Here is a 14,474-nt window from a genome sequence, read left to right as displayed (position 1 = left end):
ACTGGTGCAATGCCCCTCGAGCCGAAATCAGCCGATCTGCCGCGCATTCGCGGGGCGCTGAAGTTCTACCAGGTGGCGTCGGTCATCACCGGTGTGATGTTGCTGCTGCTCTGCGCCGAGATGATCCTGAAGTACGCGTTCCATCTCGAGCTCTACGCCTTCGGCGACCAGGGCCTGCTCGCTCTCACCCCCCTGCTCGAAACGGCGACCGGACTCGAGTCGACCGGTACCGGTGCGAACCTCTCGACCGGAATCCTCATCGCCCACGGCTGGTTCTACGTCGTCTACCTCTTCAGCGACTTCCGCCTCTGGAGCCTCATGCGCTGGCCCTTCAGCCGGTTCATCGTCATCGCGCTCGGCGGCATCGTGCCGTTCCTCTCGTTCTTCCTCGAGGCGCGAATCGGGCGCGAAGTCCGTGCATACCTCGACCGCCGCGAGACCCGTGACGCCGCCGCTCCCGTCGCGGCCGCGTCGTCGACTCCCGCGCCATCAGCAACGACCGACTCTTCCGACACCGTGGAGGCCCAGCAGTGACCGATCAGCCCACCGAGCAACGGCCAGTGCTCGTCGTCGACTTCGGCGCGCAATATGCGCAGCTGATCGCGCGGCGGGTGCGCGAGGCATCCGTCTACTCAGAGATCGTGCCGCACACGATCACCGCGGCGGAGGTCGCCGCGCGAAACCCGATCGGCATCGTGCTCTCGGGTGGGCCGTCGTCGGTCTACGAAGACGGGGCGCCGGCGCTCGACGAGGGCATCCTGCAGCTCGGCGTGCCGACGCTCGGCATCTGCTACGGCTTCCAGGTCATGGCCACCCAGCTCGGGGGCGAGGTCGCGCACACGGGCCTCCGCGAGTACGGCGCGACGGCCGCGACGGTGACGGATGCGTCGGGCAACGCGCTGCTCGACGGTCAGCCGGTCGGCCAGACCGTGTGGATGAGCCACGGTGACTCGGTCTCGCGTGCGCCAGAGGGCTTCGACGTGCTCGCGTCGACCGAGTCGACGCCCGTGGCCGCCTTCGCGAACGACGAGCGGCGTCTCTACGGCGTGCAGTGGCACCCCGAAGTCAAGCACTCCGAATTCGGTCAGCGGGTCATCGAGAACTTCCTGCACCGCGCCGCCGGCATTCCCGCCGACTGGAACTCGGGCAACGTCATCGCCGAGCAGGTCGCCCGCATCCGCGAGCAGGTCGGTTCGGCACGCGTGATCTCCGCGCTCTCGGGCGGCGTCGACTCGGCGGTCTCGACCGCCCTCGTGCAGGAGGCGGTCGGCGACCAGTTGACCGCGGTGTTCGTCGACCACGGGCTGCTTCGCCAGGGCGAGCGCGAGCAGGTGCAGAACGACTACGTCGCCGCGACCGGAGTACGCCTCGTGACGGTCGACGCCGCCGACGTCTTCCTCGACGCGCTCGCCGGTGTGAGCGACCCCGAGGAGAAGCGCAAGATCATCGGCCGGGAGTTCATCCGGGCCTTCGAGCAGGCCGAGCGCGACCTGATCGCCGAGGCCGCGGCCGACGGCGAGCCGATCAAGTTCCTCGTGCAGGGCACGCTCTACCCCGACGTCGTCGAGTCGGGTGGCGGCACGGGTACGGCGAACATCAAGAGCCACCACAATGTCGGCGGCCTGCCCGAAGACCTGCAGTTCGAACTCGTCGAGCCGCTGCGCACCCTCTTCAAAGACGAGGTGCGCCAGATCGGCCGCGACCTCGGCCTGCCAGAGGCGATCGTCGGCCGCCAGCCGTTTCCGGGGCCTGGCCTCGGGATCCGCATCGTGGGTGAGGTTACCCGTGAGCGTCTCGATCTGCTCCGCCAAGCCGATGCGATCGCGCGCGAAGAGCTGACGAAGGCCGGCCTCGACGGCGAGATCTGGCAGTGCCCCGTCGTGCTGCTCGCCGACGTGCGCTCGGTGGGTGTGCAGGGCGACGGCCGTACCTACGGCCACCCCATCGTGCTGCGCCCGGTCTCATCGGAAGACGCGATGACGGCCGACTGGACCCGCCTGCCCTACGACGTGCTCGCGAAGATCTCGAACCGCATCACGAACGAGGTGCCCGAGGTCAACCGCGTGGTGCTCGACGTCACGTCGAAGCCGCCGGGCACGATCGAGTGGGAGTAGCCGGCCAGCCGAGAGCTGGAGCCGGAACGACAGAACGGCCGCCCCGAGGGGCGGCCGTTCTGGGTTGCAGCTGGCGGGTGTCAGTCGCCGGACTGGGCGATCGCGAGCATGCGCAGGATCTCGAGGTACAGCCAGATGACCGTGACCATGATGCCGAAGACGCCGCTCCACTCGTACTTCTTGGGGGCGCGGTTGCGCACGCCCTGCTGGATGAAGTCGAAGTCGAGCACGAGCGAGTAGGCGGCCATGATGACGACGAAGACGCCGAGGATGACGCCGAGCGGGATGCCCATGATCTCGATGCTTCCGCGCAGGCCCCACGGGTTGCCGTCGGCGCCACCGAAGATCATGATGCCGAAGTTCACGAGCGAGAAGACCGCGTAGCCGATCATCGCGATGAGGAAGATCTTCGTCGCCTTCTTCGAGGCGCGGATCTTGCCCGAGGCGAAGAGTGCCAGCGTCACGCCGACCACGACGAGGGTCGCGATGACGGCCTGGGCGACGATGCCGGGGTTGATTGCTTCGTACCACGCCGAGATGCCACCGACGAAGACGCCCTGCACGCCCGAGTAGGCGAGGATGAGCGCCGGCGACGGCTCCTTCTTGAAGATGTTGACGAGCGCGAGCACGAAGCCAACGAGGCCGGCGCCGATCCAGAGGAACGGCATCGACTCGGTCGTGACCCAGCCGAGCGCGGCGCCGACCAGCAGCAGGCCGAACGAGACGGCCGCCTTGTGGATCGTGGTGTCGACCGCCATCGTCTCGCCGGGGGGCGGCGTGGTGGGCTGGTTGTACATCTCTTGCAGCTGCTGTGCCGAGATGTCTTGCGCGGCGGCCACGCCTCCCTGGGCGGAGAACGCGGAGTTCCGCGAGAAGGCGGGGTTGTCGAGAGCCATGGGTTTCCTCTGCTTTCGGCTGTGGTCGATGCTCGGGCCGCGGCTGCATGCGGCATCCGTTGCCGGAACCAACCTACCCGAGTTACCAGTGACAACGCCCTGAATTCCTGCGGAATTCCCGCTGGCGGCAGGTCTCGGCTGACTACGCTGGGGCGCATGCTGCACGACGACGACCCGCGCCCGCTCGTGATCGGGCATCGCGGCGCGCCGGGCTACCGGCCCGAACACACCCGTTCGTCGTACGAGCTGGCCTTCGCGCTCGGCGCCGACGCGGTCGAGCCCGACATCGTCGCCACGCGCGACGGCGTGCTCGTGCTGCGCCACGAGAACGAGATCTCGGGCACCACGGATGTCGCGAGCCGCCCGGAGTTCGCCGGTCGCCGCACCACGCGGGAGATCGACGGCGCCGCGCTCACCGGATGGTTCACCGAGGACTTCACCTGGGCGGAGCTGGCGACACTGCGTGCGCGTGAACGGCTCGGTTCGCTGCGGCAGGCGAGCGCGAGCTTCGACGGGCGATACCCGATCATCCGCCTGCGCGAGCTCTTCGAGATCATCGACACAGCCGGGGCCGAGCAGCGCCGCCTCGTGCGCATGGTCGCCGAGTTCAAGCACGCCGCGCACTTCGCTGCGCTGGGTCTTTCGCTCGACGAGCTCTTCGCCGCCGAGCTCGATGCAGCGGGGTGGGGCCGCGGCGACGAGCGGCTCATCATGGAGGCGTTCGAACCCACGCTGCTCGATCGGCTCGCGGCCCGCGGCATCCGTGGCAAGCGGGTGTTCCTGATCGAGGGTGCCGGCGCGCCCTGGGATCTCGTGCTCGAGCACGGTCGGGCCGCCCCCCGATACGACTCGTTCGCGACCGAGGCGGGACTGCTCGGTCTCACCGGACGGTTCGACGGCGTGAGCGTCGGCAAGGCGCGTCTCGTCGGCGGCCCGACGGCGAAGCGGACGGCGGATGCGGCGACCGCGCCGCTCGCCGGAGCGGAACTCGTCGACGCCGCCCACGGCGCCGGACTCGAGATCTACACCTGGACGCTTCGGCCGGAGAACCGATTCCTGGCTGGCCGGTTCCGGCGCGGCGCGTCGCGTGCGGCGTACGGCGACTGGCAGGGTGAGTTCGCCGAGATCGTCGGGATGGGCGTCGACGGGGTGTTCCTCGACCACCCCGACCTCGGTGTGGAAGCGCGGACGGCGCTGGCAGGAGTGCACTGAGCGTGACCGAACACGGGGGAGACCGCGGGCTTCGCCGTACCCGGCGAACGGAGCGCCGGCACCGGATGATCGCGGTGGTGTGCTTCGCACGCGCACGATGGGGCGACCGCATCGGGGGGCGCGCGATGCTCGAGCGGCGCCGGCGCCACGGCATCGAACGGCTGCTCGGCGAGCGGATGCCGCGTGCCGCCCACTACGGGCGGCGCCTCGCGCGGCTCGGGGAGGCACCGGTCGTCGACAAGGCAACGGTGCTCGCCGATTTCGCCGACTTCAACGTGCTGGGCATCACCCTCGAGTCCGCGCTCGCTGCGGCGCGTGCCGCTGAGCAGCAGCGCGACTTCCGAGCCGAGCTCCCCGGCGGCGTCACGGTCGGGCTCTCGAGCGGCACCTCGGGCCGGCCGGGCGTCTTCCTCGTCGACGCTGCCGAGCGGATGCGCTGGGCGGGCACCGTGCTCGGCCGGCTCCTCGACCGGCGCAGCGTCGCCCAGCTCGTGTCGCCGTGGCGGCCGCCGCTGCGCATCGCGTTCGCCTTGCGTGCGAACAGCAATCTCTACGAGTCGGTCGCGAGCCGTCGCCTCTCGTTCGAGTTCATCGATCTCCTCGCGCCGTTCGGGCGGATCGTCGCCGAGGTCGCGGCGGCCCGGCCCGATGTCCTCGTGGCTCCGTCGAGCGTGCTCGTCGAGCTCGCGCTCGCCGAGGGGCGCGGCGAACTGCATCTCGAGCCCCGACTCGTCGTCGCCGTGGCCGAGGTGCTCGACGCGGCCGATGCCCGGCTCCTCGAGTCGGCGTGGGGGCGACGCCCCCGACGCGTCTACCAGGCGACCGAGGGACTGCTCGCGCTCGATTGCGAGTACGGTCGACTGCACCTGAACGAGCAGAGCGTCGTCGTCGAGACCGAATGGGTGGGCGGATCCGAGGCGGCCGCTGCCGGACGGTTCGTGCCGATCATCACCGACTTCGTCCGCAGCACGCAGCTCATCGTGCGCTATCGCCTCGACGACGTGTTGAGGATCGCCCCCGGCCGGGAACGCTGTCGATGCGGCAATGCCGCCCGCGTCATCGAGGCGGTCGAGGGACGGGCCGATGAGGTCATCGAAGCCCGAGGCGTCGACGGCGGCACCGTGCGCGTCTTCCCCGACGCCGTGCGGCGGGCGATGGCGATGGCGATGGCGGGGGCATGGGGCATCCGCTGGTCGCCCGACGTGCTCGAGGTCGAACTCGACCCGCTCGATGCCGAGCACGAGCTCGCTGCTCGGAGCGCGCTCGCTGAACTGTTCGACACGGTCGGGGCGACGCTGCCCGCGATCGGGTTCGGGAGGCTCCCGCAGCGGTCACCGGGTGCGAAGAACGTGCGCATCAGGCGCGTGAGTACCGCGTCGGGGAGCGTGGACGTCCATGGGCGCTGAGCCGGTGAGGATCCTCGTCACGGGCGCGACCGGCTTCGTCGGCGGCGCGTTGCTGCGAGCGCTCCGCGATCGCCCCGATGTCGAGGTGCGCGGCATCGGGCGCCGCCCGGTGCCCGACGCGGACCTCGCGAGCATCGACCTCACCGCGCCGATCTCGTCGCCCTTCGCACTGGACTTCCGCCCCGAGGTCATCGTGCACGCAGCCGCACGCGCGAGCCAGTCGGGGAGTCGTGCCGAGTTTCACGCGCAGAACGTGGTCGCGACCGCGAACGTGCTCGAGCTCGCGCGCCGCACCGGACTGCCACGTGTCGTGTACGTCTCGTCGACCTCCGTCTTCTACCGGCCCGTCGATCAGTTCGGCATCACCGAGGCGACTCCGATCGGTCCACGCTTCCTGAACGACTACGCGCGCACGAAGCACGAGGGCGAACTGCTCGTGCGGGAATACCCGGGCGACTGGGTGATCGCCCGACCTCGCGCGGTGTTCGGGCCGGGCGACACGACGCTGCTGCCGCGCATCATCGAGGCGGCCAGGGCGGGTCGCCTGCCGTTCATCGGCGACCCGTCGGCGCCGGCCGTCGGCGACCTCGTCTACATCGATGCCCTGGTCGACCACCTCATCGCTGCGGCGCTCCGGCCTGGCCTCTCGGGTGCGACCGTGAACCTCACGAACGGCGAGCCCGTGGCGCTCATGCCGACGATCGCCGGCATCCTCAGCGCCCTCGACGTGCCCGTGCCGACCCGGCATCTGGGACGCGGCGCCGCGCTCGGCCTCGCCACCGCCGCCGAGGCCGTGTGGCGGCTCGGCCGGCTCCGTGGCGAGCCGCCCCTGACCCGGTACGCGGTCTGGCTCCTCGCCTCCTCGAAGACCTTCGACGACTCGCACGCCCGGCGGCTCCTCGGGCCGCCGAGCGTCTCGATGGCCGAGGGCCTCGCGCGCACCATCGCGGCCGGGCGCGACGCGGCACGGGTGACGCGATGAAGGGCAGCGACAGGGTCGTCGTCACCGCCGCCGTGGGGTACTCCGCGCTCATGCTCGCGAAGGCCGCGCTCGCCGCCCTCGGGGTCGCCCGGCGGCGCGCACGCCTGCGCGCGGCGTCGGGCGCGGCGATTCCGTCGTCGCAGCTCACGATCGTGCAACCGATCCTCTCGGGCGACCCGCAGCTCGCCGACACGCTCGCGAACACGCTCGCGGTGGCCGCCGACTCGCCTGTGCTGTGGCTCGTCGACGAGGCCGACCCCGACGGGCGCCGTGCCGCGGAAGAGGGGGGCTCGAGGCATCCGCTCGCCGCCGTGCGCATCGTCGACTGCCCGCCGTGCCCTGCGGCCACCGGGCCGAAGACGTTCAAGCTGCACCTGGCCGAGGCGCTCATCGCGACCGAGGCCTTCGCGATCGTCGACGACGACACCCGCGTCACCGCAGATGGGCTCGCCGCACTTCGCGACGGGTTGCGCATCGCGGAGGTGAGCACGGGGCTGCCGTGCTATCTGCCGGGTTCCGGCGTCTGGTCGCGACTGCTCGCGCAGTTCGTGAACGACCAGTCCACCCTCAGCTACCTGCCGACCGCTGCCCTCGGCGACCCGCGCACCATCAACGGCATGACCTGGGCGATGCGCCGCGGCACGCTCGAACGGCTCGGCGGGTTCGCCCCGCTGCTTCCGTTGCTGGCCGACGATCTCGCGGTCGCCCGCCGTGTGCGCGAGGGCGGCGGCAGGATCGACCAGAGCGAGGTCGTGCAGTTCGTCTCCACGACCGTCGACGACGGGCGCCAATACGGCCAGCTCATGCACCGCTGGATGGTGTTCGCCGGGCTGCTGCTCAGGGCCGAGCGTCCGGCATGGCGCGCGGGCATCGTGGCCGGGTACGCGCTGCCCGCCACGTTGCTCGGCGTGCTCGTCGGGGTCACCGCCGTACGCCCGACGAAAGCGGCGGCGGTGGCGCTCGCCGGTGCGCTGCTCGTGCGCTCCACGGTCATCTCGACCGTACAGCGCGTCGTCACCGGGCGGGTGCGACACGACCCCCTGCTCTCCCTCGCCGGCGAACTCATGCTCCCCCTGCAGTTCGGCCGCTCGCTCGCCGACCGGCGCATCGTCTGGCGCGGCAGCCGGTACCTCGTGCACGCCAACGACCACTTCGAGGAGACGCGGCCATGACGCTCAGAGTCTGCTTCCTGACGGGTCGCAGCGATCGCTCGAACACCGCGCTCTCGCCCGTGCAGCTGGCGTTCCTCGACGCCCTGCCGCTCTCGGCGGACGAGCGACTCGACGTGAACTTCCCGTACCGGCCCGCGAGCGGTCCGTGGCGGCCGACGCCGCTCGCGATCGCGAGCGTGCGCAACGTGCGCGACTACTTCGGCTCGCGGCGGGCGGGCTTCGCGCGGGAGCATGCCGCCGCCGTGCGCGCGGTGTTCGCGGACCCCGATCGCACCCTCGTGCTCGCGGGCAGCTGCGGGCTCGAGCTTCTCGCGAACCTCCAGCTCGACGCGCGGGCCCTTGCACGGGTGCACGTCATCGCCTACGGCCCGGTCGCGAGGTCGCGGCCCGACGCGGCTGCGATCGAGACGGTCGCGGGCCGCGGCGACGCGCTCGCCAGGCGATCGACCGGGGCACCCGACCACGAGATCGACGCGAAGCACCTCGACTACCTGTCGTCGCCCGAGTTGCACGCCGTCGTGGTCGCGGCGATCGAGCGACTGCGCATCGAGCAGAAGGTGCACGCATGAGCGGCCGCGTCGAACTCGTCGCCCCGCCGTTCGCGGGTCACCTTCACCCGGTGCTCGGCATCGGGGTCGAACTGGCGCGCAGGGGGGTGCCCGTCCAGGTCGTGAGCACCGCCGCGGCGCGTGCCGAGATCGAGGCGGCGGGCCTCACCGCGGTCGTCCTCGAGTCGGCCGACGACCGGGTCATCGCAGCGATCGCCGACCCGCCCGAGCGCATCGGCGCGAACCCGGTGCTGCTGCACCGGCAATTCCGCGGCACGCTCGGCGTGCTCGGCACGATCAGTGCCGAATTCGACCGGAGATACCGTGAACAGCTGCCCGCCGTCGTGGTCGCCGACTTCACGCTGCCGGTCGCCGGCATGGCGGCGAGCCGACTCGGCGCGCGATGGTTCACCGCGACGCCGTCGCCCCTGGCCATCGGCTCGGTCGACGGCACCCCCGCCTACTTCGGCGGCTGGTCGCCGCCGCGCAGCATCGCCGGCCGGGTGCGCGACGCCGTTGCGCGGGTCCTCGCCCGCACGTTCAAGCGCGGCGTCTTCGCGGTGCATGCCGTACCACTGCGTGCGCTCGGCTTCTCTGGGGTGTTCCGGGCCGACGGCAGCGAGCAGGTGTACTCGCCCGACACCGTGCTCGGCCTCGGCCTCGCCGAGCTCGAGCTGCCGCGCACCTGGCCCACCGCGATGCGGTTCGTCGGGCCGGTGCGGTACACGCCACCGGGCCGGCCAGGGGCGTGGGGCGCGGAGGCATCCATCGCTCGGCGCGACGGCGCGGAGCCCGCGCAGCTCGCTTCGACACCGCGACAGCGGGTGCTGGTCTCGTGCGGCACGCATCTGGCTGGCACGAAGGCCGAACTCCTCGCGACCGTCGAGCGCGTCGCGGCGCTCCTGCCCGGCGTGGACCTCGAGATGACGCTCGGCGGCACGCCGGCGAGCGGCGGGCGGAGCGATCGGGTGCGCATCGTCGGCTACGCCGACTACGGCGACCTCAGCGCCTACGACGCGATCGTGCACCACGGCGGAGCCGGCATCGTGCACGCAGCACTCGCGGCCGGCCTGCCCGCCGTGGTGATCCCGGTCGATTACGATCAGCCCGATCTCGCCGCACGCCTCGTGCACCACGGACTCGCCGAGCGGCTCACGCCGTCGGCGGTGGGCGGCGCGGCCGGAGCGGCCAGGCTCGCTGCGGCGATCGAGCGGGCGCTTCTGCCCTCAGGGGAACGCGCTCGCGCGCTCGAGCGCTTCCGCCGGGCGAGCGAACTGCACGACGGAGCGGCGACAGCCGCCGATCTGATCGAGGAGGCCTGGATGTCGGGTGTCGGCGTCGGCGACGAACAGGGCGAGGTGCGAGCATGACGCTGCTCACGGAACGGCCGCAGCGATCGGATGCCTCGCGCTGGACGACCGCCGCACGGATCGCGGGTCTCGGCGTGTTCCTGCCCGAGCACTGGCGGTCGACGAGCGAGACGGAGGCCCGCATCATCGCGGCGAACCCCGGACTCGCGTTGCCCACCGGCATCATCGCCCGTCTCACCGGAGTGCGCGGCGTTCACGTGCGACCCGAAGGCTGGCAGACCTCCGACCTGGCGGTGGCCGCAGCACGTGAGGCGCTCGCCGAGTCACCGGGCTCGATCGACCTCCTCGTCTTCGCCTCTGCGAGCCAGGACCTCATCGAACCGGCGACCGCGCACATCGTCGCCGCGAAACTCGGGCTGACGGCGGCGGTCATGGACGTGAAGAACGCGTGCAACAGCCTGCTCGTCGGCATGCAGGTCGCCGAGGCGCTCATCGCGACGGGGCAGGCCAGGCGCGCCCTCGTGGTGAGTGGCGAGCAGCCCTCGCACGCCGTGCGCTGGAAGCTCGACGGCAGCGCGCAGTTCCTGCGCTCCTTCCCCGGCTACACGATGAGCGACGGCGGCGCCGCCGTCGTGCTCGAGTCCAGCGATGAGCCGGGCGTCGGCATCATCGGCTCCCGGTTCAGCGCGCACTCGGAGTACTGGGACGTCGGCACCCTGCCGACCGGCGGCTCGATCAATCCGCACGCGATCGGCGGCAGTTACTTCGACATGGACGGCCGGGCGCTCGAGCGTGCGTTCCGCCGGGTGGGCCTCGGCATCTTCCACGAAACGCTCGCGGGTCTCGGCCTCCGAGCCGGCGATCTCGACTTCGTGGGCGTGCACCAGGTCGCGCTGCCCATGCACCGGCGCATCGTCGATCTGCTCGGCGTCGACCCGGCGGTGACCGAGGAGACGATCTCGGCGCACGGCAACCTCGCGAGCGTCTCACTGCCCGTGCAACTCGGACGCGCACTCGAGCAGGGGCGCATTCGGCCCGGCAGCCTCATCGCCCTGGTCGGGCTCGCCGGCGGCATCAGCCTGGGCGTCACGGTGCTGCGGTGGTGACGCTCGCCTCGGCGACCGGCCGCTCGGCGGCACGGTGGGAGGAGCGCGTGATGCGCGCGGCGCATCCGCTCGCCTACCCGCTGCTCGCGAGCGTCAGGCGGCCGGTGCTGCGCGTGCCGGGACTCGGCACGGTCGTGACGGATGCCGCGTTGCTGCGCGCCGTGCTCATGGACACGGCGTCGTTCTCCAAGACGGGGCCGGGATCGCCGAGCGAGTTGTGGACGCCCGTGCTCGGGCCGCGGGTGCTGCTGAACATGGAGGGGGCGGAGCACCTCGAGCTGCGCCGCCGGCTGGCGCCCCTCTTCACGCCCGCCGCGGTCGGCGCGATCGTCGAGCGCACGCTCGGCGACGAGCTCGCCACCCTCCGTAGGCGGCTCGCGGCGGGAGAACGGGTCGAGCTCGTCGCCGAGGCCCGGCGGCACGCGAGCGCCGTGATCTCGACGCTCGTCGGCCTGCCGCCGAGCGTCGTCGATGACCGGCTCTTCCGCCGGATCGCGACGGTGACGGGTGCGGTGCGGCTCTCCCGCCCGCGGATGTCCCCCGCGCAGGTGCGGCACGCACGCGCCGTGATGGCTGAGCTGACCGGGCACGCGGCCGAGGCATGGCGCAGCGGGGATCCCGAGACGGTGCCCGGCCGCATGCGCGAGCTGGGCCTCGACGAAGCGGAATCGCTCGGCGCGGTCGGCGCATTCGTGCTCACCGGCACCGAGACCCTCGTCGCCTACCTGCCGCGCCTCATCTGCCTGCTCGCCGACACCGGCTGGCTCGACCGGCTCGCCGGCGACCGCGAACACCTCGACGCGGCCATCGCCGAGGCCCTGCGGGTGACGACTCCGTCGCCCGTGATGCTGCGGAGCGTCGTGCGCGACGCGCGGATCGGCGATGTCGCAGTGCGGGCCGGCGAACGCGTGGTGCTCGCGACGTTCCTCGCCAATCGGGTCGCCCCCGGATTCGACCCGGTCGGAAACCCGGCGGCCGGTCTCAGGCAGCTCTGGTTCGGCGCCGGATCGCACTTCTGCCTCGGTGCGCCGCTCGCGATGGCGCAGATCCGCGGGCTGCTCGCTGCGGTGCTCGATGCCGCCGTCGAGCAGCCGCTCGAGGTGCGCTCCCGCCGGGTGGCGCGGGGCGTGCTGATCCCCGGCTACCGCAGTGTCGTGTTCTCGCCCGCGATTGCACCACCGAGCAGGAACGGGGGCGCGACCCGCGGGATCGGTGTCGGCGGTCGCGCCTAGACTTGAGAGCGATATGACGCTGATCCTCGACCCCGACGAACCGGCCGGCTGGCGCGAGGCCCAGCCCGCGGCATCCGGCGGCCATTCCGGCTCCCGCCTCACCGACGGACTGAACCCCGAGCAGCGCGAGGCGGTCGAGTACCGCGGCCCCGCCCTGCTCATCGTCGCGGGCGCAGGTTCCGGCAAGACGCGCGTGCTCACCCACCGCATCGCGAGCCTCATCGAGAGTCGCGAGGCGTGGCCGAGCCAGATCCTCGCGATCACCTTCACGAACAAAGCCGCTGCCGAGATGCGCGAGCGCGTCGAGGCGCTGCTCGGCGAGGGCGCATCCGGCATGTGGATCTCGACCTTCCACTCGGCGTGCGTGCGCATCCTCCGGCGCGAGGCCGAGTCGATCGGCATGTCGTCGACGTTCACGATCTACGACTCGGCCGACCAGCGCACGATCCTGAAGCGCATCATCAAAGAGCTCGACGCCGACACCATGGGCTTCACGCCCGCGAGCGCCCAGTCGAAGATCTCGAAGCTGAAGAACGAGCTCGCCGACGTCGAGACGTACGCGCGCAACGCGAACACGAACGACCCGCAAGAGGTCATGTTCCTCGAGATCTTCCGCCAGTACACCCGGCGGCTGCGCGCGGCGAGCGCGTTCGACTTCGACGACCTCATCGCCGAGACGGTCTACCTCTTCCGCGCGTTCCCGAAGGTCGCCGCGCTGTACCAACGCCGCTTCCGGCACATCCTCGTCGACGAGTACCAAGACACGAATCACGCGCAGTATTCGCTCATCCACGAACTCACGAGGGCGGTGCCGCGCGAGATCGTCGCCGATCTCGACGAGCACGGCATCCTGGTGCGCGGGCTGACGGACGCCTCGGGGTCGATCCCCGGCGCGAGCCTCACGGTCGTCGGCGACTCCGACCAGTCGATCTACGCCTTCCGCGGTGCAGACATCCGCAACATCTCCGAGTTCGAGCGCGACTTCCCCGGGGCGAAGGTCGTGCTGCTCGAGCAGAACTACCGCTCGACGCAGAACATCCTCTCGGCGGCGAACGCCGTCATCGCGAATAATTTCGATCGCAAAGAGAAGAAGCTCTGGACGGCCGTCGGCGACGGCGACAAGATCACGGGCTACACGGGGTACACGGCGCACGACGAGGCGCAATTCGTGGCCGATGAGATCGAGTCGATGCACCGCGACGGCATCGCCTATCGCGATATCGCCGTCTTCTACCGCACCAACGCCCAGACGCGTGCCCTCGAAGAGATCTTCGTCCGCTCGGCGCTGCCGTACCGCGTCGTGGGCGGCACGAAGTTCTACGAACGTGCAGAGATCAAAGACGCGATGGCGTACCTCATCGCGGTCGCGAACCCCGTCGACGAGCTCGCCCTGCGTCGAGTGCTGAACACGCCGAAGCGCGGCATCGGTCCCGCGACCGAGACCGCGCTCGCGTCGTTCGCCGAGCAGAACGACCTCACGTTCCGGCAGGCCATGCGAGCGGCCGACGGGCTCGGGCTCGGGCCGAAGGTGACGGGTGCGATCGCCGCACTCGCGAACGTGCTCGACGAGGCCGCGGCGATGCTCGTGCCCTCGGCAGAGGGCATCGCGGCCGGCACGAACGTCGGTGCGGCGAAGGTGTCCGACGTGCTCGTGTTCCTCATGGAGCGGTCGGGCCTGCTCGACGCGCTGCGCAACAGCCGCGACCCGCAAGACGAGACGCGAGCCGAGAACGTCGAAGAGCTCGTCGCCCAGACCCGCGACTTCGATCGCGAGAATCCCGGCGCCACGCTCGTCGACTTCCTCACGCAGGTCTCGCTCGTGGCCGCGGCCGACGAGCTCGACGACGCATCCGGCACCGTCTCGCTCATGACGTTGCACACCGCGAAGGGCCTCGAGTACCACGCGGTGTTCCTCACCGGCATCGAAGAGGGGCTCCTGCCGCACCAGATGTCGGCCTCCGAGCCCGGAGGGCCCGCCGAAGAGCGACGGTTGTTCTACGTCGGCATCACGCGCGCCCGCAAGCGTCTCTACCTCTCGCTCGCGATGAGCCGCGCGCAGTTCGGCGAGGTCGCCGTGGCGATGCCGTCGCGCTACCTGCAGGAGATTCCAGAGGGGCTGATCGACTGGCGCCAGTCGCCGGGCATGGCGACGTCGCGCGGCGGCACGCAGCCGCGTGCACTCAACGCCCGCCGAGACGGCGGCGCTTGGGGCACTCGCGATCGCGACCTCGAACGGTTCAGCGTCACGAAGTCGGCCAAGCCGAAGACCGAGTGGGCGAACCGGGTCACCGGCACCGTGCGCGACAACGGCGATCTCACGCTCGCCGCTGGTGACCGCATCCGTCACACGGACTTCGGCGAGGGCAAGGTCACCCAGGTGACGGGTGAGGGCACGAAGCGCATCGCGCACGTCGCCTTCGACAGCGCCGGGCAGAAGAAGCTGCTGATCAAGATCGCCCCGATCGAGAAGATCTGAGCGTCGTCGGCCCGGTCGCC

The 14,474-nt window shown here is 71.1% G+C and carries 12 protein-coding genes; 11 read left to right on the top strand and 1 reads right to left on the bottom strand.

What is annotated here, in order from left to right; all coding sequences use genetic code 11:
- The first annotated feature begins 9 nt into the window (after positions 1 to 9).
- Positions 10 to 534: a DUF3817 domain-containing protein gene (locus AC6CH0_RS00880; protein ID WP_498097683.1), complete on the top strand. Its 525-nt coding sequence runs from the start codon at positions 10 to 12 to the stop codon at positions 532 to 534.
- Complete coding sequence (guaA, locus tag AC6CH0_RS00875; protein WP_498097681.1) at positions 531 to 2,114, top strand: glutamine-hydrolyzing GMP synthase; 1,584 nt, start codon at positions 531 to 533, stop codon at positions 2,112 to 2,114. Before AC6CH0_RS00880 ends, guaA begins: the two co-directional genes overlap by 4 nt.
- Before the next feature lie 80 nt (positions 2,115 to 2,194).
- Here the strand turns inward: guaA and AC6CH0_RS00870 are convergent, their stop codons facing one another.
- Positions 2,195 to 3,010, bottom strand: coding sequence for a Bax inhibitor-1/YccA family protein (locus tag AC6CH0_RS00870; RefSeq protein WP_498097679.1), 816 nt, complete (start codon positions 3,008 to 3,010; stop codon positions 2,195 to 2,197).
- Positions 3,011 to 3,166: 156 nt separating this feature from the next.
- Here AC6CH0_RS00870 and AC6CH0_RS00865 point away from each other — a divergent pair, with 156 nt between their 5' ends.
- The 9 genes from AC6CH0_RS00865 to AC6CH0_RS00825 are packed head-to-tail and all read left to right on the top strand — an operon-like array spanning position 3,167 to position 14,454.
- A complete protein-coding gene (locus tag AC6CH0_RS00865; RefSeq protein ID WP_498097677.1) occupies positions 3,167 to 4,222 on the top strand; it encodes a glycerophosphodiester phosphodiesterase family protein in 1,056 nt (351 codons plus the stop codon).
- Between the two features lie 2 nt (positions 4,223 to 4,224).
- Complete coding sequence (locus AC6CH0_RS00860) at positions 4,225 to 5,628, top strand: F390 synthetase-related protein (RefSeq protein WP_498097675.1); 1,404 nt, start codon at positions 4,225 to 4,227, stop codon at positions 5,626 to 5,628.
- Positions 5,618 to 6,610 (top strand): NAD-dependent epimerase/dehydratase family protein, encoded by a 993-nt coding sequence (locus AC6CH0_RS00855; protein WP_498097673.1) that lies wholly within the window; start codon positions 5,618 to 5,620, stop codon positions 6,608 to 6,610. The genes AC6CH0_RS00860 and AC6CH0_RS00855 overlap by 11 nt, the downstream gene beginning before the upstream one ends.
- Positions 6,607 to 7,782, top strand: a complete 1,176-nt coding sequence (locus AC6CH0_RS00850) for a glycosyltransferase (RefSeq protein ID WP_498097671.1) — start codon at positions 6,607 to 6,609, stop codon at positions 7,780 to 7,782. The genes AC6CH0_RS00855 and AC6CH0_RS00850 overlap by 4 nt, the downstream gene beginning before the upstream one ends.
- Positions 7,779 to 8,351, top strand: coding sequence for a hypothetical protein (locus tag AC6CH0_RS00845; protein ID WP_498097669.1), 573 nt, complete (start codon positions 7,779 to 7,781; stop codon positions 8,349 to 8,351). The genes AC6CH0_RS00850 and AC6CH0_RS00845 overlap by 4 nt, the downstream gene beginning before the upstream one ends.
- Entirely contained in the window at positions 8,348 to 9,700 is a 1,353-nt protein-coding gene (locus tag AC6CH0_RS00840) for a glycosyltransferase (protein ID WP_498097667.1), read from the top strand. The genes AC6CH0_RS00845 and AC6CH0_RS00840 overlap by 4 nt, the downstream gene beginning before the upstream one ends.
- Positions 9,697 to 10,746, top strand: a complete 1,050-nt coding sequence (locus tag AC6CH0_RS00835; protein WP_498097665.1) for a 3-oxoacyl-ACP synthase III family protein — start codon at positions 9,697 to 9,699, stop codon at positions 10,744 to 10,746. Before AC6CH0_RS00840 ends, AC6CH0_RS00835 begins: the two co-directional genes overlap by 4 nt.
- Positions 10,740 to 11,978 (top strand): cytochrome P450, encoded by a 1,239-nt coding sequence (locus AC6CH0_RS00830; protein WP_498097663.1) that lies wholly within the window; start codon positions 10,740 to 10,742, stop codon positions 11,976 to 11,978. Before AC6CH0_RS00835 ends, AC6CH0_RS00830 begins: the two co-directional genes overlap by 7 nt.
- A 13-nt stretch (positions 11,979 to 11,991) precedes the next feature.
- Complete coding sequence (locus AC6CH0_RS00825; protein ID WP_498097661.1) at positions 11,992 to 14,454, top strand: ATP-dependent helicase; 2,463 nt, start codon at positions 11,992 to 11,994, stop codon at positions 14,452 to 14,454.
- Positions 14,455 to 14,474 lie beyond the last annotated feature (20 nt).

Source organism: Agromyces sp. GQ35, assembly GCF_059758475.1.
The sequence above is the reverse complement of the archived record's forward strand: the minus strand, read 5'-3'. Positions and strand labels throughout refer to the sequence as shown.